This is a genomic window from Novosphingobium album (ex Liu et al. 2023) (assembly GCF_029076845.1).
In the GTDB taxonomy this organism is placed as follows: Bacteria; Pseudomonadota; Alphaproteobacteria; order Sphingomonadales; family Sphingomonadaceae; genus Novosphingobium.
The window spans coordinates 118,484-143,162 of sequence record NZ_JARESE010000073.1 but is presented as its reverse complement, the minus strand read 5'-3'; the positions used below and the strand labels follow the sequence as shown (position 1 = coordinate 143,162).

Sequence of the window (24,679 nt, the reverse complement as noted above, 5' to 3'; positions counted from 1 at the left end):
ACAACCGATCCTACCGGCCATCATAGTCGCCGCTCAACCGGCCATCGTAGTTGTCGCCGCGCACAAGGCCGAACTGAAGGAACGAATCGCTCGATCGGGCCGAAATCCCAAGGCATTCGACACGGCATTTAGAACCGCCATGACGTTCCTCGCAAACCCTTATAAAATATGGGTTTCCGGCACCTTCGAGCAGAAGCGGAGGGTCTTGAAACTGGCCTTTGCGGACAGGCTGCAATATCTGCGAAATAGCGGGTTTAGAACCGCGCTAACCTCCTCACCTTTCACGCTTTTATCCAGCGCGGCGGGGGGAGGTGAGGGAATGGTGCGCCCGACAGGATTCGAACCTGTGGCCCCCAGATTAGGAATCTGATGCTCTATCCTGCTGAGCTACGGGCGCACTCGGATCGCGTCTTACGGGGCGGGGCGGCGGTTGGCAATCGGTTCGCCCTGCCCGCACCTGTTCAATTGGCCTTGTCGGGCGGTGTCACCGGGAACGGCAGCGGCGCGATGGGGATGCCTTCCTCGATCAGGTCGCGCGCTTCCTCGATCGTGGTCTGGCCGTGGATGCTTTCGGCATCGCACTCGCCATAATGCATCGCGCGCGCGTCCTCGGCGAAATTCTCGCCCACGTAGCGCGACTGTTTGAGCGCTTCGGCCTGCATCCGGGCGAGCTTGTGCATCATCGCCACCGCTTCGGGCGGCAGCGGGCTGTTGGCGACCGGGCTGCTCGCCGCCGGGACAGGCAGGTCAGGCCGCTTGCCGGGCGCGGCCGGGGCGGGCAACTGGTTGCCCTTGCGCGCGACGCGCGGGGCCATCACCGCCTTGCCGACATCGGGCGAGCCGCATTGCGGGCAGACCACCAGCCCGCGCTCCTGCTGGCGCGCGAAATCCTGCGAGGAGCCGAACCAGCCTTCGAAACGGTGGCCACCGCCGTGACATTCGAGATCGAATACAATCATGACATTGGCCTAGTTGGGAATTTCGCGGCGATTGGCAAGGCTGGGCAATTGCCCGCGAACTTCGGCGATGCGCGCAGGATCGATCTCGGCAAAGCCCAACCCCGGCCGCTCGCCTCCCATGTCGAGCAGCACTTCGCCCCAGGGATCGACCGCCAGGCTGTGGCCATAAGTCTCGCGCCCGTCCTCGTGCCGGCCGACTTGCGCGGCGGCCAGCACATAGGCGCTCGCTTCCACCGCCCGCGCGCGCTGGAGCAAGTGCCAGTGCGCCTGCCCGGTGGGCACGGTGAAGGCGGCGGGAATGGCGATCACATCGCAGCGCGCGGCGCCCAGCGCCTCGAACAGCGCGGGGAAGCGAATGTCATAGCAGATCGTCAGGCCCAGCCGGCCAAGCGGGGTCTCCACCGTCACCGCCTGGTCGCCGGCGGCATAGGCGCCGGATTCGCGCCAGCTCTCGCCCGTCGCCAGATCGACGTCGAACATGTGGATCTTGTCGTATCGCGCGGCGATTGCGCCCGCCGGGTCGATCACGAAGGCACGGTTGGCCCAGCGGCCATCCTCGCGTTCCACCGCGAGCGAACCCAGCGCGACCCATAGCCCGGCTTTCGCCGCCGCCTCGCGCACCGCCGCCAGCACGCGGTCCTGCCCCTCAGGCACGATGTTTTGCGCGGCGCGCGGGCGCTTGCGATCGAGCAGGCCGGACATTTCGGGCGTGAACAGCATCGCCGCCCCGCCCGCGCGCGCCTCGCCGACCGCCGCGACCAGCGCGGCGGCATTGGCCCGCGGGTCGATCCCGGCGGTCATCTGGAACAGCGCGGCGCGCGGCATCGCTCAGAGCCCCAGGATCGGATCGAGCCTGCCTTCATGGTCGAGCGCGCTGATATCGTCGAAGCCGCCCAGCGCCCGGTCATCCACCAGCACTTGCGGCACGGTGCGCGCGCCGGGCACGCGCCGCAGCATCTCCTCGCGCCTGGGCCCGCCCATGGTGATATCGTATTCGCTGAAGGCCACGCCCTTCTTTTCCAGCAGCGATTTTGCCGCCACGCAATAGGGACATCCCCACTTGGTATAGATCTCGACCCTGGGTGCGGTCATGTCCGACAGTCTCCGAAGCACTTGAAAGCGTGGGGCGCTACCATATCTAACCTGATGTGTCATGGCCCGCTCGGGGATGGCACATCGCGTGGAGCGCCGGATCGCCGGGCTTCAACCAAACGAAGATTGCTCATTGGAGGATTTTTGTCATGAACCGTTTCGATTTCTCCCCCTATCGCCGGTCGATGGTCGGTTTTGACCGTCTGTTCGATATCCTGGAAAACCAGGGTCGGGCCCAGTCCGGCGACAAGTATCCCCCCTTCAACATCGAGAAGCGCGGCAACGATGCTTATCGCATCACGCTGGCCGTCGCCGGCTTCAAGCCGTCGGACATCGACATCACCGCGCAGGCCAACCTGCTGGTGGTCAAGGGCAGCAAGGGCGAAGAGACGACCGATGGGCAGTTCCTGCACGTCGGCATCGCCCAGCGCGGCTTCGAGCGCCGTTTCGAACTCGCCGACTATGTGCGGGTCGACAGCGCTGAGCTTGAGGACGGGCTTCTCGTGATCGACCTCGTGCGTGAAGTGCCCGAGGCGATGAAGCCGAAGAAGATCGCGATCGGCGGCAACCGCCTGACCGTGGTCGAAGGTGGCGAGACCGAAGCGAGCGCCGCCGCGTAAGCTTTGTCCCGCCAGGGTTGATGGAACGTGGGGCGGTCCGGGCATACCGGGCCGCCCTTTTTGCCGGGCTTTCGACCCTTGGGGGTGAGCCGCGGACGGCCCACCCCCGCGACGCATAGGCGCCGCCTGCCTCCCATGCGATCGTCCGGGTCGCTTACGACGATCGCGTTCGGCGAGCTCTCTTGTCCTGTGTCGCGGTATGCCTGCCGAATGGTCGGCTTAGGGCGACGCTTTCCGAAGTGTCGATAATGATTCGCAACAACATCAGTAGCTAAGCGCAGTGTTGCTGCGAATACAAGTGAAGTTTGCGCCGCAAGCCAGTTCAATCCGGCGGGAAATCGCGTTTTTGCGCGCCCTGCCCGCCTTTGCGGGCCATCGCGCTCGGAACAGGCGCGCTCAGAACAGGCGCGCTTGCCGCACGGCCGCTTCGATAAACCCGGCGAACAGCGGATGCGGATCGAACGGCTTGCTCTTCAGCTCGGGATGGAACTGGACGCCGACGAACCAGGGATGATCGGGCCGCTCGACGATTTCGGGCAGCAGCCCGTCGGGCGACATGCCGGAAAAGATCAGCCCGTTGCCTTCCAGCGCCTCGCGGTACGAGGCGTTGACTTCATAGCGGTGACGGTGGCGCTCCGAAATGCGGGTGTCGCCATAGATCGCGGCGACATGGCTGTTGCTGGACAGCACCGCCGGATAGGCGCCCAGCCGCATGGTGCCGCCCAGATCGCCGCCTTCGGCGCGCTTCTGCAAGCCGTCCTTGCTCATCCATTCGGTGATGATGCCGACCACCGGCTCGCTGGTCTCGCCGAATTCGGTGGAGGATGCATTCTCGATGCCGGCGGCGCGCGCGCCTTCGATGCAGGCCATCTGCATCCCCAGGCAAATGCCGAAGAAGGGCACCGCGCGTTCGCGCGCGAAGCGCACGCTGGCGATCTTGCCCTCGGTCCCCCGCTCGCCGAAGCCGCCGGGGACGAGGATGCCGTGCATCGGTTCGAGCAGCGCGGCGATCTCGCCCGCCTCGCGCTCGAAGATCTCGGCGTCGATCCAGTTGATGTTGACCTTGACGCGGTTGGCCATGCCGCCGTGGACCAGCGCCTCGTTCAGCGACTTGTAGGCATCGGGCAGGCCGACATACTTGCCGACCACGCCGATCGTCACTTCACCTTCGGGGTTCTGGTAGCGATCGACAATGTCGTTCCAGCGCGAAAGCTCGGGCGCGGGCGAGGACAGGCGGAAGTGGTGCAGCACTTCGGCATCGAGCCCTTCGGCATGGTATTGCAGCGGCACCGCATAGATGTTGGGCGCATCAAGCGCGGGGATCACCGCCTCGCGCCGCACGTTGCAGAACAGCGCGATCTTGGCGCGCTCGCCCTCGGGCAGCGGCCGGTCGCAGCGGCACAGCAGGATGTCGGGCTGGATGCCCAGCCCGGTCAGCTCGCGCACCGAGTGCTGCGTCGGCTTGGTCTTCAGTTCGCCTGCGGCGGCGATATAGGGCACCAGCGTGACGTGGACGAAGCAGGACTGCTCGCGGCCCAGTTCGTTCCTGAGCTGGCGCATGGCCTCAACAAACGGCAGGCCCTCGATATCGCCGACGGTGCCGCCGATCTCGCACAGGACGAAATCGAGATCCTCGGTATCGGCCATGGCGAACTGCTTGATCGCGTCGGTCACGTGCGGGATCACCTGCACCGTGGCGCCCAGGTAATCGCCGCGTCGTTCGCGCGTGATGATGTCGCGATAGATCCGGCCCGAGGTGATGTTGTCGGACTGGCGGGCGGACACGCCGGTGAAGCGCTCGTAATGGCCCAGGTCCAGGTCGGTCTCGGCGCCGTCGTCGGTAACGTAGACCTCGCCGTGCTGGTAAGGGCTCATCGTCCCCGGATCGACGTTGAGATAGGGGTCGAACTTGCGGATGCGCACCTTGAACCCGCGCGCCTGCAACAGCGCCGCGAGACTGGCCGCCATGAGACCCTTGCCGAGCGAGGACACCACGCCGCCGGTTATGAAAATATGCCGCGCCATGGGAGTGGAGCCTTAGAATGAACGGAGCCCACAGGGCAAGCGCCCTGGCGGGGAATCCACAGGTCGAATGTGCGGTTTTTCGGGGCTGCCGTCAGGCGGCGGTCACGCCCCGGTCAAGCTATTGCCTGGCAGCACCCGCGAGCGGATCGTCGGCGGGCGCGGGCGCCGCCGGAGCACCAGGAGCGCCTTGCGCCGGAGCGGGCTGATTCGCCGCGCCGGCCAGCGGATCGGCCGGCGGCTGCGGCAGCGCCGCCGGAGCGTTGCGCTGGAGCGAGGTGTCGATCTCGCGCCCGGTCGTCACGTCGACCGCCAAGGCCGCCAGGATGATGCTGAGAACCACGAAGAGCGTTGCCAGAACCGCGGTCGACCGGGTGAGGAAATCCGCCGCGCCGCGTGCCGACATCAGCCCCGAAGGGCTGCCGCCGACGCCCAGGCCGCCGCCTTCGGACTTCTGCATGAGGATCACGCCGACCAGCATCGCTGCGACCAGCGCCTGGACCACGGTGAGGAAAATGAAGAGCGACATCCCGTTCTCGGTCTCTGCAAGGGCCTTGCGGCCCTGGTAATGTTCAAACCGCGCAGATAGGCGCTCGCGGCCCGGTGCGCAACCCGCCCGGTTCGTGCGCGAGCGCGCGTTCCGGCGGCCTCAGCCCGCTTCGAGCGCCGCCGCAGCGCCGACGATGGCCAGGAAGCTTTCCGCCGTCAGGCTGGCCCCGCCGACCAGCGCGCCGCCCACGTTCGCGACCGCGAGCAACTCGGCGGCGTTCTCGGCCTTGACCGAGCCGCCGTAGAGAATACGCACGCCCGCGCCATCCGCGCCATAGATCGCGATCAGCTGCTCGCGGATTGCCGCGTGCATCGCGGCGACATCCTCGATCGAAGGGACGCGCCCGGTGCCAATCGCCCAGACCGGCTCGTAAGCGACCGAGACTTTCTCGACCACGCCATCGCCGCGCGGCAGCGAGCCTTCGATCTGGCCGGAAACCACCGCCACGGCCTGGCCCGCGTCACGCTCCGCCTCGGTCTCGCCGACGCAGACGATCACCGCGAGGCCGGCGGCCAGCGCCGCCTGGGCCTTCGCCTGGACCACACCGTCGGTCTCGCCGTGCATCGCGCGCCGTTCCGAATGGCCGACGATGGTGAAATCGGCGCCCGCGTCCTTGAGCATCACCGCCGAGATGTCGCCGGTATAGGCGCCGCTTTCCTGGGTGTGGCAATCCTGCCCGCCGACGCCGATCAGCTCGGCCGCTTCGCGCGTGCGATAGATCAGCGTCGCGGGCGGAGCGACCGCCACCTGCACCTTGGGAAAACGCGCTGCCGCCCGATCGATCGCGCGCGCTTCGGGAAGCATCGCGCGCGTCCCGTTCATTTTCCAGTTGCCGACAATGTAAGGCAGACTTGCCATTTCCATCCCTGCTTAAAAACGGCCGAATCCCCGCCCGGCCTCTTCGCGGCGCAGCTAGGCCACCCTCGCCCCGCTTGTCAAAGCGCAGTGGCCGGCGTGCCATAACTTGGCGGCTTGCCATTGCAGGAAACGGCTTAGCCTCCTAAAGCCTCGCCGCGTCAACGCGGAAACCCGGTTTCCGACAGAAAACTCGCTGATTGGCCGGTCCATGCTTCAATTTTTCCGTTCCATGCTCAAATCCAAGATCGGCGCCGGCGTTGCCGTCGCGCTGCTCGTGCTGATCGCGCTGGCCTTCGCCAGTAGTGACGTCGCCAACAACGGGGGCTTCGGCGGGATCGGCGGCGGCACCAGCGTCGCCACCGTGGGCGGCGAGAAGATCGACAACGCGATGCTGAGCGAATCGGCGAGCGCGGCGCTGGAACGGTTCAAGCAGGACCAGCCGACCATGTCGATGAAGGCCTTCGTCAGCGCGGGCGGGCTGGAAAAGGTGCTGGAAGACCTGATCGACCGCACCGCGATGGCCGTGTTCGGCAAGGACAACGGCGTGGTCGCCGGCGATCGCCTGATCGACAGCGAGATCGCCGGGATGCAGGCGTTCCAGGGGCCTGACGGCAAGTTCAACGAAGTCACCTTCCGCCAGGCGATCCAGCAGCGCGGCGTTTCCGAGGCGCTGCTGCGCAACGATCTGCGCCAGGGCCTGATCGCGCGCCAGCTGCTGGTTCCGGCCAGCTTCGGCGCGATCATGCCGCGCGATCTGGCCACGCGCTATGCCGCCTTGCTGACGGAGCGGCGCGAAGGCTCGGTCGTGGTGCTGCCCTCGCTGTTGTTCGCGCCGCAGAAGGAGCCTTCCGATGCCGAGCTGCGGGCCTTCTACAAGGCGCACGCCAGCGAATTCATCCGCCCCGAACGCCGTGTGATCCGCTACGCCCAGTTCGGCGACGACGTGGTCAGGAACGTGCCCGCCCCCAGCGATGCCGAGATCGCCGCGCGCTACAAGGCCAGCAAGGCGCAGTATGCAGCGCAGGAAAAGCGCCGCATCACCCAGCTCATCGTGCCGACCGAGCCGGCCGCCAAGGCGGTGATCGCCGAAGTCGCGAAGGGCAAGACGCTGGAAGTGGTGGCGCGCGAAAAGGGCCTGAGCGCCGCGCCGCTCGATTTCTTCACGAAAGAGCAGCTTTCCAGCCAGTTCTCGCCCGCGATCGCCAATGCCGTGTTCGCCGCGCCCGCCGGCAAGCTGACGGCGCCGGCGCGCAGCCCGCTGGGCTGGCACATCATCCGCGTGGAGCAGATCGACGACCGTCCGGCCCGCACGCTGGACCAGGTGAAGCCCGAGATCGCCACCATCATCGCCGCCGAAAAGCGCCGGGCCGCGCTCACCTCCATGCTGGAAAACGTCGAAAGCGAATTCGATCAGGGCTCCAGCCTGGTGGACGTGGCCGGCAAGCTCGGCCTCAAGGTGGAAACCACCCCGCCGCTGCTGGCCGATGGCAATGTCTATCTCAAGCCGGGCGAGACGATGCCGCCGCAACTGCGCCCGGTGCTGGCGACCGCCTTCGCCATGGAGCAGGAAGACCCGCAAGTCGCCGAAGTGGAACGCGGCAAGACGTTCGTGATCTATGACGTTCCCGAGATCGCCGCTTCCGCGCCTGCGCCTTATGACCAGATCAAGCCGGACGTGAAGCTGTCCTACGCGATCACCAAGGGCTACGAGGCGGCCAGGGCGGCCGCGATCAAGGTGCAGCAGGCGCTGCGCAAGGGCGTGCCGCTGGAACAGGCGATGGCCGGGTCCGGCCGGCAATTGCCGCCGGTGCAGCAGATCGCCATGTCCCGGCCCGACCTGTCGCGCGCGCAGCAGGCCGGCAAGGAGATCCCGCCGCCGGTGAAGCTGATCTTCGGCATGGCCAAGGGCACGATCAAGGTGCAGGCCGCGCCGCAGAAGCGGGGCTGGTTCGTGGTTTCGCTGCGCGAGATCGTGCCGGGCAAGGTGGAAGGCAACAATCCGCTGATCCCTTCCGCCCAGCGCGAGCTGGGTCAGGTTGCCGGCAACGAATATGCCGCGGCGCTGCGCAAGGCGATCGTCAAGGAAGTGGGGAGCACGCGCCACGAAACCGGCATCCGCGCGGTTCGTGACCAGCTCACCGGCGCCGGCAGCGCCGGCAACTGAGCGGCGCGCATGACGGCGGGTGAAACAGCGGCGAATCGCGCCGAGGCACTGGGCCTGCTCGGCCAGGGCAAGCCGGCGCTGCTATGGCGCCGGCTGGTGGCCGATACCGAAACGCCGGTGGCCGCCGCGCTGAAGCTGTTCGAGCCGGGCCGGGGCGATTTCGTGCTCGAATCGGTGGAAGGCGGCGAAACCCGCGCGCGGTACAGCCTGCTCGGGCTCGATCCCGATCTGGTGTTCCGCGCGCGCGGCGATGCCTGCGAGATCAACCGCCACTGGTGCGCCGAGCGCGAGGCGTTCGCGCCGCTGCCCGGCGGCAGCCTGGCCGAGCTGCGCGCGCTGGTGGAAGCCTGCCGCATCGATGTGCCGCCCGAACTGCCGCGCGCGCTGGCCTGCCTGGTCGGCTATTTCGGCTATGAGACGATCGGCCTGGTTGAAAAGCTGCCGCGCGCGCCGGAAAGCCCGCTCGACCTGCCCGACATGCTGTTCGTGCGCCCTTCGCTGATCCTGGTGTTCGACCGGCTGGGCGACGAACTGTTCTGCGTCGCGCCGCTCTGGCCGTCCGAAGCCGCGCCCGAGCAGGCGGTCGAGGCCGCGCGTGAGCGGATCGACGAGGCGATGCGCCGCCTCGCGCAGCCGATCGCCCTGCCCGATCCCGTCACCGACCTGCCCGAGCCCGCGCTCACGCCGACGATGCCGGCCGCCGATTACACGTCCATGGTGCTGCGCGCCAAGGACTACATCGAGGCGGGCGACATCTTCCAGGTGGTGCTGGCGCAGCGCTTCACCTCGCCCTTCACGCTGCCGCCGATCGCGCTTTACCGCGCGTTGCGCCGCGTGAATCCCTCGCCGTTCCTCTATTTCCTCGATCTCCCCGGCTTCGCGCTGATCGGATCGAGCCCCGAGATCCTGGTGCGCGTGCGCGATGGCGAAGTGACGATCCGGCCGATCGCCGGCACCCGCCCGCGTGGCAGGACGCCAGCCGAGGACAAGGCCAACGAGGCAAGCCTGCTGGCCGATCCCAAGGAACGCGCCGAGCACCTCATGCTGCTCGACCTTGGCCGCAACGATGTCGGCCGGGTGGCGCGCGCGGGCACCGTCGAAGTGACCGACAGCTACACGATCGAACGCTACAGCCATGTCATGCACATCGTCTCGAACGTGGTCGGCCGGCTCGATACGGCAAAGCACGATGCCATCGACGCGGTTTTCGCCGGCTTTCCGGCCGGCACGGTCAGTGGCGCGCCCAAGGTGCGCGCTTGCCAGGTGATCGCCGAACTGGAGCCGGAAACGCGCGGCGCCTATGCGGGCGGGGTCGGCTATTTCGCGCCTGATGGATCGGTCGATTCCTGCATCGTCCTGCGCACCGCGGTGGTGAAGGACGGGGTGATGCACGTGCAGGCCGGCGCGGGCATCGTCGCCGATTCCGATCCGGCCTATGAACAGCGCGAGTGCGAGGCGAAGGCGGGCGCGCTTTTCGCCGCTGCGCGCGAAGCGGTGAGGATTGCGGGCGAGCCGGGCTTTGGCCAGTGAAATGGCCGCTCGCGGCGCTGGGCGCGCTGGCGCTCGCGGCCTGCGGAGACAGCGGCGATGCCGCCTCGCGGGAGACCGCCGCCGCTCCGGCCCCGCCCCCGCCGCCTTGCGAAAGCGCCAGCTTCGAAGGCGTGCCGCTGACCCATTGCATCGCCGATCCGGCGCGGCACCGGATCACCCTGGTGCTCGGGCCCAGGGGCGGCGCGCCTTATCGCAGCTTGTCCGAACTCGCGGTCGGCCGTCCGAGCGGGGCGCCGCCCGTTGCTTTCGCGATGAACGGCGGCATGTTCGACGAGGCGGGCCAGCCGATCGGCTATTACGTCGAGAACGGCAAGCGGCTGCACAAGCTCAACCGCAATGAAGGCGCGGGCAATTTCCATTTGCTGCCCAACGGCGTGTTCTATGGCACCGGCGGCCAATGGGCCGTGCGCACGGCCGGGGATTTCGCCGCGCATGTCTTCAGGCGGCCCGAATTCGGCACCCAGTCCGGCCCGATGCTGGTGATCGCCGGCAAGCTGCATCCGAAGATCGACCCGGACGGCGCCTCGCTCAAGCTGCGCAATGGCGTGGGCGTGGACCGGCAGGGCCGCGCCCACTTCGTCATCAGCGATGCGCCGGTCTCGTTCGGCAAGCTCGCCCGCTATTTCCGTGACGAGCTGAAAACACCCAACGCGCTGTTCCTCGATGGCAGCGTCTCCTCGCTGTGGAACCCCGAACTGGGCCGGATCGACGGCGGCCCCCCGCTCGGCCCCTTGATCGTCGTGGAGAAACGGGCGAAGGGCGCTGCAGCAAAGGACGCGCCATGATCCTCGTCATCGACAATTACGACAGCTTTACCTGGAACCTCGTCCACTATCTGATGGAACTGGGCGCCGAAGTGGAAGTGGTGCGCAACGATGCGCTTTCGGCCGGGCAGGCGATTTCGAGCGGGGCGCAGGGCTTCCTCATCTCGCCCGGTCCCTGCACGCCCAACGAAGCGGGGATCAGCCTTGATCTGGTGGGCGCCGCCGCCGATGCCGGCAAGCCGTTGCTGGGCGTGTGCCTGGGCCACCAGTCGATCGGCCAGTATTTCGGCGGCAAGGTGGTGCGCGGCGGGCTGATGCACGGCAAGACCTCGCCCGTCACGCATGACGGCACCGGCGTGTTCGCCGGCCTGCCCTCGCCTTTCATCGCCACGCGCTATCACTCGCTGGTGGTGGAGGACATTCCCGAGGTGCTGGCGGTCAACGCGACGTCGGACGACACCCATGTCATGGGCTTTCGCCATCGCCACCTGCCGATCCACGGCGTGCAGTTCCATCCCGAATCGATCGCCACCGAACACGGCCACGCGCTGCTGGCGAACTTCCTCGGGTTTTGCGGGATCGAGACCCGCCTGCCGGCATGAGCGTGCTGCCTCCTGTCGCCACGCCGCTGGACGAAGCCGAGGCCGAGGCCGCGTTCGGCGCGATCCTCGATGGCGCGGCGCCCGACGATGAGATCGCCCGCTTCCTCATCGCCCTGTCCGACCGGGGGGAGACGGCCAGCGAGATCGCCGGCGCCGCGCGCGCGATGCGCCAGCGGATGATCCGGGTGAAAGCGCCGGCCAATGCCATCGACGTGTGCGGCACGGGCGGCGACGGGCACCACACGCTCAACGTCTCGACCGCCGTCGCGCTGGTGGTCGCGGCCGCCGGGGTGCCGGTGGCCAAGCACGGCAACCGCGCCGCCTCGTCGAAGGCGGGCGCGGCCGACACGCTCGAAGCGCTGGGCCTCGATCTCGACCGCGCGATGGAAACGGCCGAGGATACGCTGGCCGACCTTGGCATCTGCTTCCTCTTCGCCGCGCGCCACCATCCGGCGATGGGCCGGATCATGCCGATCCGCAAGGCGATCGGCCGGCGCACGATCTTCAACCTGATGGGCCCGCTCGCCAACCCGGCCATGGTCACGCGCCAGCTCGTCGGCATTGCCCGCCCGGCCTATGTGCCGATCTATGCCGAAGCGCTGGCGCGCCTGGGCACGGCGGGCGCGATGGTGGTCTCGGGCGACGAGGGGCTGGACGAGCTGAGCCTGGCTGGCGGCAACGAACTGGCCCGCGTGGGCCCCGAAGGCGTGCGCATGGGCCGCGTCGGCCCGGCCGATGCCGGGTTGCCGGCAGCGCCGGTGAGCGCGCTCCACGGCGGTGATGCGCGCTACAACGCCGCCGCGCTCAAGCGCCTGCTCGAAGGCGAGCACGGGCCCTATCGCGACGCGGTGCTGTTCAACGCCGCCGCCGCGCTGATGCTCGCGGGTGCCGCTGGCGACTGGCGCGACGGCGTGGAGGAAGCCGCCGAAGTGATCGACAAGGGGCTGGCCAAAGGCTTGCTCGATTGCTGGATCGCGACGACTTCGGGTTAGGCGTTTCGCGCGGTAGCGCGCGGGCGCCGGCGCACAATCCATCTCGACTTTCCCCCATCCCTGCCGTTAAGGCCCGCGCCATGTCCGACAAGCTTGCCGAGATCTGCGCCACCAAGCGCGAGGAAGTCGCCGATCGCAAGACGCTGGCGACGCTGGACGATCTTGACGCGCTCGCCGCCGGGCAGAGCGCGCCGCGCGGCTTTCGCCGGGCGCTGGAGGCCAGGGTCGCCACCGGCTTCGCGCTGATCGCCGAGATCAAGAAAGCCTCGCCCTCCAAGGGCCTGATTCGTGCCGATTTCCGTCCGGCCGAACACGCCGTGGCTTACCAGCACGGCGGGGCCGCCTGCCTTTCGGTGCTGACCGACCAGCCCTATTTCCAGGGCCATGAGGATTTCCTGATCGAAGCGCGCGCGGCGTGCGCCTTGCCGGTGCTGCGCAAGGATTTCACGGTCGATCCCTGGCAAGTGGCCGAAGCGCGCGCGATCGGCGCCGATGCGATCCTGATCATCGTCGCCGCGCTGGACGACGGGCAGATGGCCGAGATCGAGGCGGCGGCGCGCGAACGCGGCATGGACGTGCTGGTCGAAGTGCATGACGCGGCCGAGATGGAACGCGCCGCGCGGCTGCATTCGCGGCTGATCGGCGTCAACAATCGCGATCTCAAGCGTTTCGTCACCGACATCGCGATCACCGAGCGGCTCGCCCCGCTCGCGCCCGAAGGCACCTTGCTGGTGAGCGAAAGCGGGATCGAGACCCATGCCGATCTCGTGCGCCTGTCCGCTTGCGGCGCGCGCGCCTTCCTGGTCGGCGAGAGCCTGATGCGCCAGCCCGATGTCGAGGCGGCGACGCGCGCGCTGCTGGGCTGAGCGGGTTTCGCGTGGCCGGAAACTCTGCCATGCGGTGGCCATGATCGTGTTCCGCCATCCCGCTTCGGGTCCCTCCGCATGAGCAAGAGCCTCACCCACATCGATGCCGAAGGCACCGCGCGCATGGTCGATGTCGGCGCCAAGGCGCAGACGCAGCGCCTGGCCGTCGCCTCGGGCCGCATCCGCATGAGCGCCGGGGCGCTGGCGGCGATCCGCGCGGGCAACGCACCCAAGGGTGACGTGCTTGGCACCGCGCGCATCGCCGGGATCATGGCTGCGAAGAAGACCGCCGATCTCATCCCGATGTGCCACCCGCTCGCGCTCGATGCGGTGAACGTTGATTTCGCCTTCGAGGAGGATGCCGTGCGCGCCACCGCGACGGCTTCGCTCACCGGCAGGACCGGGGTGGAAATGGAAGCGGTCACGGCGGTGTCGATCGCGCTGCTCACGGTCTATGACATGGCCAAGGCGCTCGACAAGGCGATGGTCATCGAGGACGTGCGGCTGATCGAGAAGCGCGGCGGCAAATCGGGCCACTGGCGCGCGCCGGACCTTTCGGCATGAGCAAGCCCGTGCCGATCCCGCTGGAAGACGCGCAGGCGCGCCTGCTCCAGCTTGCCGGGCCGCTGCCGGTCGAACGCGTCGATGTCGAAGGCGCGATCGGGCGCTACCTGGCCGAGCCGATTGCCGCGCGGCGCACCCAGCCCGCCGCCGATCTTTCGGCGATGGATGGCTATGCCGTGGCGGCGGACGATCTGGCCGGGCCGTGGCAAGTGGTCGGCGAAAGCGCGGCCGGGCATCCCTTTGGCGGCCGGCTGGCGGCGGGACAGGCGGTGCGGATCGCCACCGGGGCGATCGTGCCGGCCGATGCCCAGGCCATCATCCTTCAGGAAGACATCGCGCGCCAGGGTGACAGCCTGCGCCTCACGGGCGATCCGCCCGTGCCGCCGCACAAGCACATCCGCCCGATGGGCGTCGATTTCGCGGTCGGCGGCCAGGTGCTGGCGGCCGGCGTGAAGCTGGGTCCGGCGCAAGGCGCGCTGGCGATCTCGGCCGGCCACAAGCACGTGCCGGTGCGGGCCATGCCCAAAGTGGCGGTGATCGACAGCGGTGACGAACTGGCGGCCGAGCCCGACTGCTGCGCGCCGCACCAGATCCCCGCCAGCAATGGCGCGATGCTGGCGGCGATGGCCCGCACCCTGCCTTGCCGGGTGACGCGGATCGGCCCCGTCGCCGATACGATGGAGGCGCTCGCCGCCGCGCTGGACGCCGCACGCGATGCCGACGTGGTCGTCACCAGCGGCGGTGCCTCGGTCGGCGATCATGACCTGATCAAGCCGGCGCTGGCCGCATGGGGGGCCGAGATCGATTTCTGGCGCGTGGCGATCAAGCCGGGCAAGCCGATCCTGGTCGCGACGCGCGAGCAAGCGGGGCGGCGGCAGATCGTCCTGGGCCTGCCCGGCAATCCGGTTTCCAGCCACGTCACCGCCTATTTCTTCATGCTGCCGCTGCTGCGCACGCTGCTGGGTGCGGCGCGCCCGCTGCCGCTGCGCTTTCGCGTCCGGCTTGCCGCGCCGATCAAGGCGAACGGCGCGCGGCGTGAGTTTCCGCGCGGGACATGGGACGGCGAAGCGGTGCTGCCGCACAGCCTGCAGGACAGCGCCGCGCTGGCGGCGCTTTCGGCCAGCAATGTGCTGATCGATCGCCCGGCCCACGCCCCCCGCGCCGAGGCTGGCGAGGAGGTTCACGCCTTCCTGTTGGAAAATGGTGGTCTTGCTTGACGTTATGAAATTTGTTGCTTAATTGTTCCTCAATTGTTCACGAATGGAACGCCCCGCCGGGGCACCCGATACGTAGAGGACATGAGGCGGCGAAGATGTTGACGCGCAAACAGCACGAACTGCTCCGGTTCATCCAGGCCCGGCTTGAGCAAACCGGCATTTCGCCGAGCTTCGAGGAAATGAAGGAAGCGCTCGATCTCAAATCGAAGTCGGGCGTGCACCGCCTGATTTCGGCGCTGGAGGAACGCGGCTTCATCCGTCGCCTGCCCAACCGGGCCCGCGCGCTCGAAGTGCTGCGCCAGCCCGAGGACGCGACGCCGGCGCTCGCCGCGCGGCCCGCCGCGAACGCCAGCGACCTCGCGCTCCAGATGCCGAGTGCGGCGACCCGGCCGCCAATGGCCGCCCCGCCGGTGGCCGCCAACGACGTGATCGAGATCCCGCTGCATGGCCGGATCGCGGCCGGTGTGCCGATCGAGGCGCTGGAAGGGCAGAGCACCCTGCCCGTGCCCGCCGCCCTGCTGGGCGCGGGCGAGCACTATGCGCTGGAGGTCTCGGGCGATTCGATGATCGAGGCCGGCATTCTCGATGGCGATTTCGCGCTGGTGAAACGCACCGAGACCGCGCGCGATGGCGAAATCGTCGTGGCGCTGGTGCGTGGCGAGGAAGCGACGCTCAAGTACTTGCGGCGCGAGAACGGGCGCATCCGGCTCGATCCGGCGAACGCGGCTTACGAGCCGCAGATCTACGATCCGCGCGAAGTGGTGGTGCAGGGCAAGCTTGCCGGGCTGCTGCGCCGCTACAACTGAGGTTCACCGGCCCTCGCGCCACCAGCCATGCTGGCCCTGCGTCCGGGCGACGGTGGCGATCTCGCCATCGGCCAGGTCGATCGCCAGGCCGCCCGTGCGCGCCAGCAGGGCTCGATCGGCCTTGAGCCAGCGCGGCCGGCAACTGCGCGGCAAGCGCCGGTCGGCGATGACGATATCGGCCAGCGCGCAAGCCGCCGCAAGCGAGCGCTCGGGCACCGCGTCTTGGCCCAGCGCGATCAGCAAGTGCCACTCACGGCCGCCGCGCGGCAGGGAAACGCTGCAGAAATCGCGATTGCAGCGTGCGCCGGGCCAGGTCGAAAGCTGGCGGACGGTACCGTCCATGCCGGCCATCTCGGTCATGTTCTCGCGAACGAAATCGCTGCGGCTTTCGCGCAGGACCAGCAATTCGCCTTCCGCTACGCCGGTGATACCGACATGGCGCCCATCGCCCGAAACGAAGATGTCGGGTGGGCGCAGCGTGGCGAGGCTCAACGCGCCGATCGCGGCGGGGATCAGGCCGAGCAGCCGGACCCGTCCGCTCCACAGCGCCAGCCAGAGCCCGCCGGCGATGAACAGCGCGAAGCTGCCTCCGCTCATCCCCGGCATCACCGTGACCGCGCCGGGCCGGCTCGCCACCCAGTGCGCCAGGCCGAGCAGCACGGTCAGCGCCTTGCCGGCCAGCCACCAGGCCGGCGCCCCCGCGCCGCCCAGATCGAGCAGCAGCGCCAGCGCTTCCAGCGGCATCACCACCAGCGTGGTCAGCGGAATGGCGATGACATTGGCCAGCGCGCCATAAGCGCCAGCGCGGTGGAAATGGTATAGCCCGATCGGCATCAGCGCGATCTCGATCACCACGCCGGTCAGCAGCAGCATCGCCAGATGACGCGTGAGACGCGCCGCCCAGCCCTCCTCGCGCGGGGCCAGGAAGCGCCGCACGGGCGCCGCGCCGCTCAGCGCGATGATCGCCAGAACGGCGGTGAAGCTCAGCTGGAAGCTCGGGCCAACGATCGATTCTGGCCAGAACAGCAGGACGATGAACGCCGCCGCCGCGAGCATCCGCAGCGACAGGGCCTCGCGCCCCAATGCCAGCGCCAGCAGCACCAGCAGCGCGCCGACGCACGAGCGGACCGTCGGCACTTCGGCGCCGGTCAGCACGGTATAGCCGATTCCCGCCAGCGCGCCCGCCGCCGCCGCCAGGATCGGCAAGCGCACGCGCAGCGCCAGCCACGGGAACAGCGCCAGCAGGCGCAAGGCCAGCAGATAGGCCGCGCCGATCACCGCGCTGACATGCAGGCCGCTGATCGAAAGCAGATGGGCCAGCCCCGAATCGCGCATCGCCTGCGCGTCGCTTTCGGGAATGCCGCCGCGGTCTCCCGAAGCGAAGGCCGCGGCGATGCCGCCTTCGGCCCCGCCCAGTTGCGCGCGCACGTGATTGCCCAGCCACGCGCGGAAGGCAGCAAGCCGGCCGCCGCCGTCGCCCGCGTCCAGCACTTCGACCGGGCCGATCGCGCTGCCGGTGGCGGCAAGGCCGGAAAACCATGCGGTGCGCGCGAAGTCGTAAGCGCCCGGCAGCATCGGCTGCGCGGGCGGCATGAGTCGCGCTTTCAGGCGTATCCGCGCGCCGGGCGCGATCATCGGCGCGTCCGATGCTTGCGGCAGGTTGATCCGCGCCCGGATTGCCCGGCCCGTTGCCGGATCGCGCGTCGCCACGACGAGTCGGACGCGTTCGCGCGCCGGCTGCTCCTCGCGGACCAGCACGCGCGCGGCGATCATCGCGACTTGCGGCCGCGCGATTGGCGGCGCGCCGGTGAGGGCGGATTTGGCCCAGATCGTCACGCATCCCGCCCCGGCGATCAGCGGCACGACCACCAGCGCGCGCCGCAGGAACGGCCATGCTCCGTCAACCGGCAGCAGGGCCCATGCGGCCAGCGCGATCCCCAGGCACAGCGCCAGGAAAGCCGTCCAGTCCCATGCCGTAGGCAGCGCGAACCAGGCCGCGATCCCGCCGCCGAAAGCCACGGCAAGCCAGGGCGCGCGGGCGAAGCCGGCACTGCCAAGAAATTGCTCGATCGCGGCCAAAACCCTCGACAAGTTGCGCTTGCTGTTCCATGGCCGATGTTGCAGTGCAGCGCCCCCCGCTTCACCCGGTGGCGGCGCTTCAGTGTGCGTGGCTGGGCTGGCCATGCACGTTATTGGACAGGATGGGACAGGTAATGGCAAGTGGCAGCGCAATGGGCGGTTCGACGGACGGAAAGACCGTCGTCACGCGCTTTGCCCCCTCGCCCACGGGATTTCTCCACATCGGCGGCGCACGCACCGCGCTGTTCAACTGGCTGTTCGCGCGCCACCATGGCGGCCGCTACCTGCTGCGGATCGAGGATACCGATCGCGCGCGGTCGACCGAGGCGGCGATCGGCGCGATCTTCGATGGCCTGTCGTGGCTGGGGCTTGAGGGCGACGAGGAAGCGGTGTTCCAGTTCGCCCGGTCCGATCGTCATGCCGAAGTGGCGCGCACGCTGCTCGATGCCGGCCATGCCTATCGCTGCTACCTCACGCCCGAGGAACTGGCCGAGCGCCGCCAGAAAGCGCAGGATGAGCGTCGCCCGTTCCGCATCGAAAGCGAATGGCGCGATGCCGATCCCGCCACGGCGCCGGCCGGCCAGCCCTTCGTGGTGCGGATCAAGGCCCCGCGCGAAGGCGAGACGGTGATCGACGATCTGGTGCAGGGCCGCGTGACCGTGCGCAACGAGGAGATCGACGATTTCGTCCTCCTGCGGTCCGACGGTACGCCCACTTACATGCTCGCGGTTGTCGTGGACGATCATGACATGGGCGTGACGCACGTGATCCGGGGCGACGACCACCTCAACAACGCCTTCCGCCAGCTCGCGATTATCCAGGGCATGGGCTGGGACGAGCCGGCCTATGGCCATGTGCCGCTGATCCACGGGCCGGACGGCGCCAAGCTGTCCAAGCGGCACGGCGCGCTCGGCGTCGATGCCTATCGCGACGAGCTGGGCATCCTGCCCGAAGCGCTGTTCAACTATCTGCTGCGCCTGGGCTGGGGCCACGGCGACGAGGAGATCATCTCGCGCGAGCAGGCGGTCGCCTGGTTCGATATCGCGGGGGTCGGAAAATCGCCGTCGCGCTTCGATCTGGCCAAGCTGCACAGCCTCAACGGGCATTATCTGCGCGAGGCGGACGATGCCCGGCTCGCCAGCCTGGTGGCGCAGCGCATGGGCGGCGTCGCCAATCTCGATCTGCTGGCGCGGGCGATGCCGGTGCTGAAAGTGCGGGCCAAGGATCTTGACGAGCTGGCCGATGGCGCGGCGTTCCTTTTCGCCGTCCGCCCCCTCGAAATGAGCGATAAGGCGCAGGCCCTCTTGACGGAGGAAGCGCGCGATCGTCTCGCTGCGATACAACACCGCCTGGCCGATGAATCCGACTGGACTTTGGAAAATCTCGAAGCCAGTCTGAAAGCAATGGCCGAGGATCAGGGGGTGGGCCTTGGCAAGCTCGCGCAGCCCTTGCGGGCGGCCCTGACGGGTCAAACGACTTCGCCGGGAATTTTCGATGTATTGGTCTTGCTCGGACGGGACGAGAGCCTTGCGCGCATCGCGGCACAGGCCGGGGCTCCCGCCGGGTCACAAGCATAGGAGTGAATGCAGGTGGGTGACGTAGCGAAGCTGAGCGCCGCAGGCGCCGATTACGATTTCCCTGTCCTGAAGGGCAGCGTTGGACCGGACGTCGTCGATATCCGCAAGCTTTACGGCCAGACGGGCCTGTTCACGTTCGATCCGGGCTTCACGTCCACCGCCAGCTGCGAAAGCGCGCTGACCTATATCGATGGCGATGAAGGCGTGCTGCTCCATCGCGGCTATCCGATCGGCCAGCTTGCCGAACATTCCAGCTTCATGGAAGTGTGCTACCTGCTGCTCAACGGCGAGCTGCCGGGCGCGGACGAGCTGACCAAGTTCTCGACCACGATCAGCCGCCACACCATGCTGCACGAACAGCTCAATTCGTTCTACAGCGGCTTCCGGCGCGATGCCCATCCGATGGCGATCATGTGCGGCGTGGTCGGCGCGCTTTCGGCCTTCTACCACGATTCCACCGACATTTCCGATCCGAACCACCGCAAGATCTCGTCGCACCGGCTGATCGCCAAGATGCCGACGATCGCGGCGGCGGCGTACAAGTATTCGGTCGGCCAGCCCTTCATGTACCCGGACAACACCCTGTCCTACACCGGCAACTTCCTGCGCATGACCTTCGGTGTCCCGGCCGAGGAATACGAAGTGATCCCGGCGGTGGAAAAGGCGATGGACCGCATTTTCATCTTGCACGCCGATCACGAGCAGAACGCCTCGACCTCGACCGTGCGGCTTGCCGGTTCCTCGGGCGCCAATCCCTTCGCGTGCATCGCGGCCGGCATCGCCTGCCTGTGGGGCCCGGCGCATGGCGGCGCCAACGAAGCGGCGCTCAACATGCTCAAGGAAATCGGCACGCCCGACAAGATCCCGCACTATATCGAGCGCGCCAAGGACAAGAACGATCCGTTCCGCCTGATGGGCTTCGGCCATCGCGTCTACAAGAACTACGATCCGCGCGCGACCGTGATGCAGAAGACCGTGCGCGAAGTGTTCGACGCGCTGAAGGTTACGGACCCGCTGTTCGAAACCGCGCTGCGACTTGAGGAGATCGCGCTTTCGGACCCTTACTTCGTCGAGAAGAAGCTGTTCCCGAACGTCGATTTCTATTCGGGCATCATCCTTTCGGCCATCGGCTTCCCGACGACGATGTTCACCGTCCTCTTCGCGCTGGCCCGCACCGTGGGCTGGGTGGCGCAGTGGAACGAGATGATCTCCGATCCCGGCCAGAAGATCGGCCGCCCGCGCCAGCTCTACACCGGCCCGACGCAGCGCGACTACGTGCCGATCGAGCAGCGCTGAAGCCGCAGGCCATCGCAAAACCGGAAAAGGCCCTCGCGCAAGCGGGGGCTTTTTTCTTGGGCGGTCGCGGAAACCGCCAGGCGGGTTGGCAAAATCCGCCCGGCAGGATCATGGACTCGCCTTCCCCTCGCTCATCAATCGCGGCGCTTGAATGTGCCGGCCGGGACGATCACACTGCACTCTGCTGGCAGTGTGGAGGGATTGGCGCGGTGGTAATGAAGGTTGTCCGGGTTGTGCTGCTCATTATCGGGATTCTCGCGGTCCTGATGGGCCTGCTCTGGGTCGGGCAAGGGACCGGGCTGGTCATGTGGCCGGCCGAAAGCTTCATGCTCGCCGACCGGAAGTGGGCGGTCAACGGCGCGGTGCTGGCTGCGGTGGGCGCGGTCGTGATCTGGCTGGTCCGGTGCAGCAGGCAACGCTGACCTGACCGTTTGCGCTTCACGGCGGTTCAGTCCGCCCGATCGGCGGGCACATCCAGGATGAAGCGGGCGCCATGCCCCTTGGCGCTTTCCACGGTAAGATCGCCGCCCATGGCGCGCGCCAGACTGCGCGAGATGTAAAGGCCCAGGCCCGAGCCGCCGTCGCCGCTGCGGCCAAGCCGTTCGAACTTCTCGAATACCATCGCCTGTTCCGCTTCGCTCAGGCCAGGCCCCTGATCGGCGACGATCACGCGCGCGCGATCGCCCGCGCCTTCCAGCCGGACCCAGATGCGGGAACCTTCCGGCGCATAGCGGATGGCATTGCCCACAAGGTTGAGCAGGATTTGCAGGACGCGGCGGAATTCGGCGATAGCCGGCAAGGTTTCGTCCGGCTGCGGTGCTTCGATGCGGATCGCCTTTTCGCGCGCACGCACGCCCAGGATGCCCGCCGCCTGCCGCGCCACGTCGGCCAGGTCGATGCGATCGGGCGCGGTGTGGAAATGCGCGGATTCGACGACTTCGAGGTCGGAAAGGTCATCCAGCAGATCGAGCAGCAGCTTGCCGGCATTGGCGATCTCGCCGGCATATTCGGCGTATGCATCGTTGAGCGGCCCGGCAAGCCGGGTGCGGATGGTTTCGGCGTTGGCGATGATCCGCGCGATCGGCTGCCGCAGGATCGGCGCCAGATCCTGCCCGACAAGGCGCTGGTCCAGATCGGGATCGCGCGCGGGCGCCGGCTGCGCGGCGATGGCCGATGCCGGCGCGTCCGAAAGCAGCAGCAGTTCGAAACCGGCCGGATCGAACCCCGGATGGCCTTGCGGGATCAGCGCCACACGCCAGTCCCGCGCCGATCCTTCGATGGCGACGCGCGCGCCATCGAGCAGGCGCCAGTGCAGCGGCTGATGATGCGTCGTGTCGGCCAGCGGCAGGAAATCGGTCCAGACATGGCCCAGCCCCGCTTCCATTGCCGTGGCGAGTGAGGCCAGTTCGGCGGATTCGCACGTCACCGCCAGCAGGCGTTGGCCCGCGTCGAGCCGGGCGGAAAGTTCCGCGACATGGTGGTCTATCGCCGTGCGGCGGGCCTGCGCCTCGGCCTCGTCCTCCGCCGGCAACGGCGCGGCGCGCCAGTTGCGCAGCACGATCTCGCAGCCGGGCTCGCCATCGGGCCGGGGCTGCACTTCGATCCAGGCAGTGATCGCCTCGTCGCCATCATGAGCGGCGATCGCGCGGGCCAGCTTGAAGCCGTAACGGCGCGCCTTGCGTACCAGTTCGAGCAGTTCGGGCACCGCGATCGTGCCCGGCAGATCGCCGCCGCAGCGCCGTTGCAGGCCGGCGATCGGCTCGTCGGCGCACAGCAGGCGATCCTCGGCATCGCTCATGGCCTGGGCCATCGTGATCCCGCTGCCAGTCATCCCTGCGGCTCGCGAAAGGGGCCTGCGGCCAGGATCGTCGCCGCGCGTTCCGCGCTTAGGCTGGCGAATTCGTCGGGCAAGCTCGCTTGCGGATGCAGCGCCAGGATCTGCTCGGCGACGCCGGCTGGCTTGAGCCCGGCCGAACGCAGCGCCAGCGCCAGCCGCGCCCATTGCGCGTCATGCGTCGCCAGGATGGCCGCGTCGCGCCCCTGCCCCGATCCGATCGCCATGGCCGAAAGGAAGATCGCCACGCCCGCGTGCGTCACCGAAAGCGCCGCGATCATGCCGCCGCCCATGCCCAGCACCAGTTGTGAGATCAGCCCGAGGCGGCTGGCGCCTTCGTCATACCGCGCGCGCAGCCGACTTTCGGCAAGGGCCACGCGCTCATCCGCGTCGGCTGCGGGGCCGGCCTGCGCGCGCGCCGCAACCAGCGCGGCGTGCAGCAGATCGCCCGGCAATTCGCACAGCGGCAGCATCATGCGGCGCTGGTTCTGGCAGAAGCGCGATTGCGCCGCGAGCAGCCGCATCGCCATTTCCTGCGTGCCCGGTTCGGGCGAGGCGACCAGCGCCTGCAGCAGCGGCGGCACGACCGGATCGAGCGCGAGCCGAGCCTGCAATCGCTCGGTAAGCTGCCATTCGAGCGCGAGGGCATGGGTGTGCGAAAGCAGCGCGGGATTGTCGATCAGTGCGTCGAACAGCGCCTGCAGCGCTGCGGGATCGCGCGCCGGGCCTTCGCCGTCGCCGCTGGCCGCAAGCCGGGCATCGAGCAGTTCGGCGGCGATCGCGCCGATCATGCCGCGCACGCGGGCCAGAATTTCGTCGCTGAAGACCGAATTGTCCTTGTTGGCGATCAGGTGCCGCAGGATCGGCAGCACGGTTTCGGCCATCGCATCCCCGCGCGCGAGTTCCTCGCGCAGCACCGCCTCGACCGAATCCGGTTGCGCGGGAGGGACAGCTCGCTCGATCATGCCCCGTGCCTTACCACGCCTTGGTTAAGGCCGTATTAGCCGTGGCGGCGTGCCGGCAGCACGATTCCGGCCAGCGCCAGCCCCACGCACAGGATCTGGATCAGCGGCGCAAGGTATCCGATCGTCGCCCCCGCGCACAGCACCAGCGCCAGCAGCGCGCGATCGGCGACCAGCGCGGCCAGCCGTTCCTCGAACAGCCGGGCGACGAGATGGAGCAGCAGAAGCAGCATCACCGGCGCAAACGCGGTGCTGGCGGCAAGATCGCCCGGCCCGCGCTGCGTGCCCCAGATGGCCAGCAGCATGAAAGCCGCGTCCACCGCCCATCCCAGCGCGTCCGCGCGCGGAATGGCGGGCGGCGCAATCGCTTCGGCATGGCGTTCGGCTGCGCGCAGCATCCCCGCCGCCTGTGCCAGCAGCCAGGCGATCGCGCAGGCGAGGAAGCCCACCGCCACCAGATCGAACCAGGCCGCGCCGGCCGCGATCGCCAGCACGAGCAGTGCGCCGGCCGCCAGTGCCGTGCTGGCATTGCCGGCATGCAGCAGCGAGGGACCGAACGAAAGCACGCCGATGCGCGCCAGGCTCCTCCCCGGCGAACCGGGCCGCGACACGCCGATGCGCGCGCGCAGCCATTCATGCTCCACGCCCAGGGCCTCGGTCTCGGTGCGAATCATCTTCCAGCCCACGCCCAGCCGTGCGGCCGATGGCACTTCGCGCATGGGAATGCCCGATTGCAGCGCGATGCGGGTAAGCGCCGAGGGGACGTCCCAATCGCCCGGCAATTCGTGAAGCTGCTCGACCAGCCGGCCCGGCAGGCGCGCGGCGCCGGCGGCGGCATTGTTGATATCGATCCGTTCGAACCCTTCGGCCAGCGCCCCTTCCACCGGCTGCGTCAGCACCGCCGGCCCGCTTTCCAGCAGCGGCACGGCATGGGCCGGATCGGGCAGCAGTCCTTCGGACAGCACGATCAGGTCATCCGCCGCGGTGACGAGCGCGGCCAGTTGCGCGGGCGCGGTGACGATGTGGAACTGCTGGCCCGCGTCTTCCGCGCGGTGCTGCACGGCCAGCAGTTCGGGCGAAGTGCCGCGCGCGATGCAGATCACGCGCTGGCAATCGAGCGCGATCGTCAGGCCAAGCTGGTGCTGGGCAAGCGTGGACCCCGCCACGCGCAGGAACGCCCGTGGGATCGGCTGCCCCGCGCCGGCGGGCTCAACCATCGTGAGAATAGCGATGCGCAGCTTGCGCCTCCCAGCAGCCTGGGGGCCTCTTTAGGCGCTGGCCCCATGGGTGCCAAGCGGCGCGGA

General features: G+C 68.4%; 23 protein-coding genes and 1 tRNA gene. 13 read left to right on the top strand and 11 right to left on the bottom strand.

Going from position 1 to position 24,679, the window contains the following annotated elements; all coding sequences use genetic code 11:
• Nucleotides 1–320: 320 nt before the first annotated feature.
• The 4 genes from PYV00_RS21200 to grxC all read right to left on the bottom strand — a co-directional run bounded on the left by PYV00_RS21200 (nucleotide 321) and on the right by grxC (nucleotide 2,051).
• Nucleotides 321–397: transfer RNA gene (locus tag PYV00_RS21200), tRNA-Arg, on the bottom strand.
• Nucleotides 398–461: 64 nt separating this feature from the next.
• Nucleotides 462–959 (bottom strand): DUF1178 family protein, encoded by a 498-nt coding sequence (locus PYV00_RS21195; protein ID WP_275230314.1) that lies wholly within the window; start codon nucleotides 957–959, stop codon nucleotides 462–464.
• Between the two features lie 9 nt (nucleotides 960–968).
• Nucleotides 969–1,784: a carbon-nitrogen hydrolase family protein gene (locus tag PYV00_RS21190; RefSeq protein ID WP_275230313.1), complete on the bottom strand. Its 816-nt coding sequence runs from the start codon at nucleotides 1,782–1,784 to the stop codon at nucleotides 969–971.
• Between the two features lie 3 nt (nucleotides 1,785–1,787).
• Nucleotides 1,788–2,051, bottom strand: a complete 264-nt coding sequence (gene grxC / locus PYV00_RS21185; protein ID WP_275230312.1) for a glutaredoxin 3 — start codon at nucleotides 2,049–2,051, stop codon at nucleotides 1,788–1,790.
• Between the two features lie 149 nt (nucleotides 2,052–2,200).
• On the opposite strand from grxC, the gene PYV00_RS21180 reads away from it, so the two are divergent.
• Complete coding sequence (locus tag PYV00_RS21180) at nucleotides 2,201–2,671, top strand: Hsp20 family protein (protein WP_275230311.1); 471 nt, start codon at nucleotides 2,201–2,203, stop codon at nucleotides 2,669–2,671.
• A gap of 396 nt (nucleotides 2,672–3,067) precedes the next feature.
• On the opposite strand, the gene PYV00_RS21175 is transcribed toward PYV00_RS21180, so the two are convergent.
• From PYV00_RS21175 to tpiA, 3 genes are all read right to left on the bottom strand, one after another.
• A complete protein-coding gene (locus tag PYV00_RS21175; protein ID WP_275230310.1) occupies nucleotides 3,068–4,696 on the bottom strand; it encodes a CTP synthase in 1,629 nt (542 codons plus the stop codon).
• Between the two features lie 118 nt (nucleotides 4,697–4,814).
• Nucleotides 4,815–5,222 carry a preprotein translocase subunit SecG gene (gene secG / locus PYV00_RS21170; RefSeq protein ID WP_275230309.1) on the bottom strand — a complete coding sequence of 136 codons (408 nt, stop codon included), beginning with the start codon at nucleotides 5,220–5,222 and terminating at the stop codon, nucleotides 4,815–4,817.
• Nucleotides 5,223–5,342: 120 nt separating this feature from the next.
• Entirely contained in the window at nucleotides 5,343–6,101 is a 759-nt protein-coding gene (gene tpiA, locus PYV00_RS21165; protein WP_275230308.1) for a triose-phosphate isomerase, read from the bottom strand.
• 208 nt (nucleotides 6,102–6,309) lie between these two features.
• Between tpiA and PYV00_RS21160 the strand changes: the two genes are divergently transcribed.
• From PYV00_RS21160 to lexA, 9 genes are all read left to right on the top strand, one after another.
• Nucleotides 6,310–8,265, top strand: coding sequence for a peptidylprolyl isomerase (locus PYV00_RS21160; protein ID WP_275230307.1), 1,956 nt, complete (start codon nucleotides 6,310–6,312; stop codon nucleotides 8,263–8,265).
• A 9-nt stretch (nucleotides 8,266–8,274) separates the two neighbouring features.
• Nucleotides 8,275–9,795, top strand: a complete 1,521-nt coding sequence (gene trpE, locus PYV00_RS21155) for an anthranilate synthase component I (protein ID WP_275230306.1) — start codon at nucleotides 8,275–8,277, stop codon at nucleotides 9,793–9,795.
• Complete coding sequence (locus PYV00_RS21150) at nucleotides 9,792–10,601, top strand: phosphodiester glycosidase family protein (protein WP_275230305.1); 810 nt, start codon at nucleotides 9,792–9,794, stop codon at nucleotides 10,599–10,601. The genes trpE and PYV00_RS21150 overlap by 4 nt, the downstream gene beginning before the upstream one ends.
• Nucleotides 10,598–11,182, top strand: coding sequence for an anthranilate synthase component II (locus PYV00_RS21145; protein WP_275230304.1), 585 nt, complete (start codon nucleotides 10,598–10,600; stop codon nucleotides 11,180–11,182). The genes PYV00_RS21150 and PYV00_RS21145 overlap by 4 nt, the downstream gene beginning before the upstream one ends.
• Nucleotides 11,179–12,174, top strand: a complete 996-nt coding sequence (trpD, locus tag PYV00_RS21140) for an anthranilate phosphoribosyltransferase (RefSeq protein WP_275230303.1) — start codon at nucleotides 11,179–11,181, stop codon at nucleotides 12,172–12,174. The genes PYV00_RS21145 and trpD overlap by 4 nt, the downstream gene beginning before the upstream one ends.
• Nucleotides 12,175–12,254: 80 nt before the next feature.
• A complete protein-coding gene (gene trpC, locus PYV00_RS21135; RefSeq protein WP_275230302.1) occupies nucleotides 12,255–13,040 on the top strand; it encodes an indole-3-glycerol phosphate synthase TrpC in 786 nt (261 codons plus the stop codon).
• Nucleotides 13,041–13,118: 78 nt separating this feature from the next.
• The gene (gene moaC, locus PYV00_RS21130) at nucleotides 13,119–13,604 is read left to right on the top strand and encodes a cyclic pyranopterin monophosphate synthase MoaC (protein ID WP_275230301.1); all 486 of its coding nucleotides are present in this window, start codon (nucleotides 13,119–13,121) and stop codon (nucleotides 13,602–13,604) included.
• Nucleotides 13,601–14,821 (top strand): molybdopterin molybdotransferase MoeA, encoded by a 1,221-nt coding sequence (locus PYV00_RS21125; protein ID WP_275230300.1) that lies wholly within the window; start codon nucleotides 13,601–13,603, stop codon nucleotides 14,819–14,821. Before moaC ends, PYV00_RS21125 begins: the two co-directional genes overlap by 4 nt.
• A gap of 95 nt (nucleotides 14,822–14,916) precedes the next feature.
• Nucleotides 14,917–15,627, top strand: coding sequence for a transcriptional repressor LexA (lexA, locus tag PYV00_RS21120; RefSeq protein ID WP_275230299.1), 711 nt, complete (start codon nucleotides 14,917–14,919; stop codon nucleotides 15,625–15,627).
• A 3-nt stretch (nucleotides 15,628–15,630) separates the two neighbouring features.
• On the opposite strand, the gene PYV00_RS21115 is transcribed toward lexA, so the two are convergent.
• A complete protein-coding gene (locus PYV00_RS21115) occupies nucleotides 15,631–17,718 on the bottom strand; it encodes a ComEC/Rec2 family competence protein (RefSeq protein ID WP_275230298.1) in 2,088 nt (695 codons plus the stop codon).
• 122 nt (nucleotides 17,719–17,840) lie between these two features.
• On the opposite strand from PYV00_RS21115, the gene gltX reads away from it, so the two are divergent.
• The 3 genes from gltX to PYV00_RS21100 all read left to right on the top strand — a co-directional run bounded on the left by gltX (nucleotide 17,841) and on the right by PYV00_RS21100 (nucleotide 21,001).
• Entirely contained in the window at nucleotides 17,841–19,283 is a 1,443-nt protein-coding gene (gene gltX, locus PYV00_RS21110; protein ID WP_428981668.1) for a glutamate--tRNA ligase, read from the top strand.
• Nucleotides 19,284–19,295: 12 nt separating this feature from the next.
• Entirely contained in the window at nucleotides 19,296–20,579 is a 1,284-nt protein-coding gene (locus PYV00_RS21105) for a citrate synthase (RefSeq protein WP_275230296.1), read from the top strand.
• Nucleotides 20,580–20,794: 215 nt separating this feature from the next.
• Nucleotides 20,795–21,001 carry a hypothetical protein gene (locus PYV00_RS21100; RefSeq protein WP_275230324.1) on the top strand — a complete coding sequence of 69 codons (207 nt, stop codon included), beginning with the start codon at nucleotides 20,795–20,797 and terminating at the stop codon, nucleotides 20,999–21,001.
• Nucleotides 21,002–21,027: 26 nt separating this feature from the next.
• Here PYV00_RS21100 and PYV00_RS21095 read toward each other — a convergent pair whose 3' ends face one another.
• The 3 genes from PYV00_RS21095 to PYV00_RS21085 are packed head-to-tail and all read right to left on the bottom strand — an operon-like array spanning nucleotide 21,028 to nucleotide 24,592.
• On the bottom strand, nucleotides 21,028–22,389 hold the full coding sequence (locus tag PYV00_RS21095; RefSeq protein ID WP_275230295.1) for a sensor histidine kinase: 1,362 nt from the start codon (nucleotides 22,387–22,389) through the stop codon (nucleotides 21,028–21,030).
• 17 nt (nucleotides 22,390–22,406) lie between these two features.
• The gene (locus PYV00_RS21090; RefSeq protein WP_275230294.1) at nucleotides 22,407–23,378 is read right to left on the bottom strand and encodes a hypothetical protein; all 972 of its coding nucleotides are present in this window, start codon (nucleotides 23,376–23,378) and stop codon (nucleotides 22,407–22,409) included.
• Nucleotides 23,379–23,413: 35 nt separating this feature from the next.
• Nucleotides 23,414–24,592 (bottom strand): hypothetical protein, encoded by a 1,179-nt coding sequence (locus PYV00_RS21085; RefSeq protein WP_275230293.1) that lies wholly within the window; start codon nucleotides 24,590–24,592, stop codon nucleotides 23,414–23,416.
• Nucleotides 24,593–24,679: the final 87 nt, after the last annotated feature.

Excerpts from the sequence above, each read along its gene's own strand:
- PYV00_RS21195 (WP_275230314.1), bottom strand. The coding sequence starts at position 959 with ATGATTGTATTCGATCTCGAATGTCACGGCGGTGGCCACCGTTTCGAA.
- PYV00_RS21190 (WP_275230313.1), bottom strand. The coding sequence starts at position 1,784 with ATGCCGCGCGCCGCGCTGTTCCAGATGACCGCCGGGATCGACCCGCGG.
- grxC (WP_275230312.1), bottom strand. The coding sequence starts at position 2,051 with ATGACCGCACCCAGGGTCGAGATCTATACCAAGTGGGGATGTCCCTAT.
- PYV00_RS21180 (WP_275230311.1), top strand. The coding sequence starts at position 2,201 with ATGAACCGTTTCGATTTCTCCCCCTATCGCCGGTCGATGGTCGGTTTT.
- PYV00_RS21175 (WP_275230310.1), bottom strand. The coding sequence starts at position 4,696 with ATGGCGCGGCATATTTTCATAACCGGCGGCGTGGTGTCCTCGCTCGGC.
- secG (WP_275230309.1), bottom strand. The coding sequence starts at position 5,222 with ATGTCGCTCTTCATTTTCCTCACCGTGGTCCAGGCGCTGGTCGCAGCG.
- tpiA (WP_275230308.1), bottom strand. The coding sequence starts at position 6,101 with ATGGCAAGTCTGCCTTACATTGTCGGCAACTGGAAAATGAACGGGACG.
- PYV00_RS21160 (WP_275230307.1), top strand. The coding sequence starts at position 6,310 with ATGCTTCAATTTTTCCGTTCCATGCTCAAATCCAAGATCGGCGCCGGC.
- trpE (WP_275230306.1), top strand. The coding sequence starts at position 8,275 with ATGACGGCGGGTGAAACAGCGGCGAATCGCGCCGAGGCACTGGGCCTG.
- PYV00_RS21145 (WP_275230304.1), top strand. The coding sequence starts at position 10,598 with ATGATCCTCGTCATCGACAATTACGACAGCTTTACCTGGAACCTCGTC.
- trpD (WP_275230303.1), top strand. The coding sequence starts at position 11,179 with ATGAGCGTGCTGCCTCCTGTCGCCACGCCGCTGGACGAAGCCGAGGCC.
- trpC (WP_275230302.1), top strand. The coding sequence starts at position 12,255 with ATGTCCGACAAGCTTGCCGAGATCTGCGCCACCAAGCGCGAGGAAGTC.
- moaC (WP_275230301.1), top strand. The coding sequence starts at position 13,119 with ATGAGCAAGAGCCTCACCCACATCGATGCCGAAGGCACCGCGCGCATG.
- PYV00_RS21125 (WP_275230300.1), top strand. The coding sequence starts at position 13,601 with ATGAGCAAGCCCGTGCCGATCCCGCTGGAAGACGCGCAGGCGCGCCTG.
- lexA (WP_275230299.1), top strand. The coding sequence starts at position 14,917 with ATGTTGACGCGCAAACAGCACGAACTGCTCCGGTTCATCCAGGCCCGG.
- gltX (WP_428981668.1), top strand. The coding sequence starts at position 17,841 with ATGGCAAGTGGCAGCGCAATGGGCGGTTCGACGGACGGAAAGACCGTC.
- PYV00_RS21100 (WP_275230324.1), top strand. The coding sequence starts at position 20,795 with ATGAAGGTTGTCCGGGTTGTGCTGCTCATTATCGGGATTCTCGCGGTC.
- PYV00_RS21095 (WP_275230295.1), bottom strand. The coding sequence starts at position 22,389 with ATGGCCCAGGCCATGAGCGATGCCGAGGATCGCCTGCTGTGCGCCGAC.
- PYV00_RS21090 (WP_275230294.1), bottom strand. The coding sequence starts at position 23,378 with ATGATCGAGCGAGCTGTCCCTCCCGCGCAACCGGATTCGGTCGAGGCG.
- PYV00_RS21085 (WP_275230293.1), bottom strand. The coding sequence starts at position 24,592 with ATGGTTGAGCCCGCCGGCGCGGGGCAGCCGATCCCACGGGCGTTCCTG.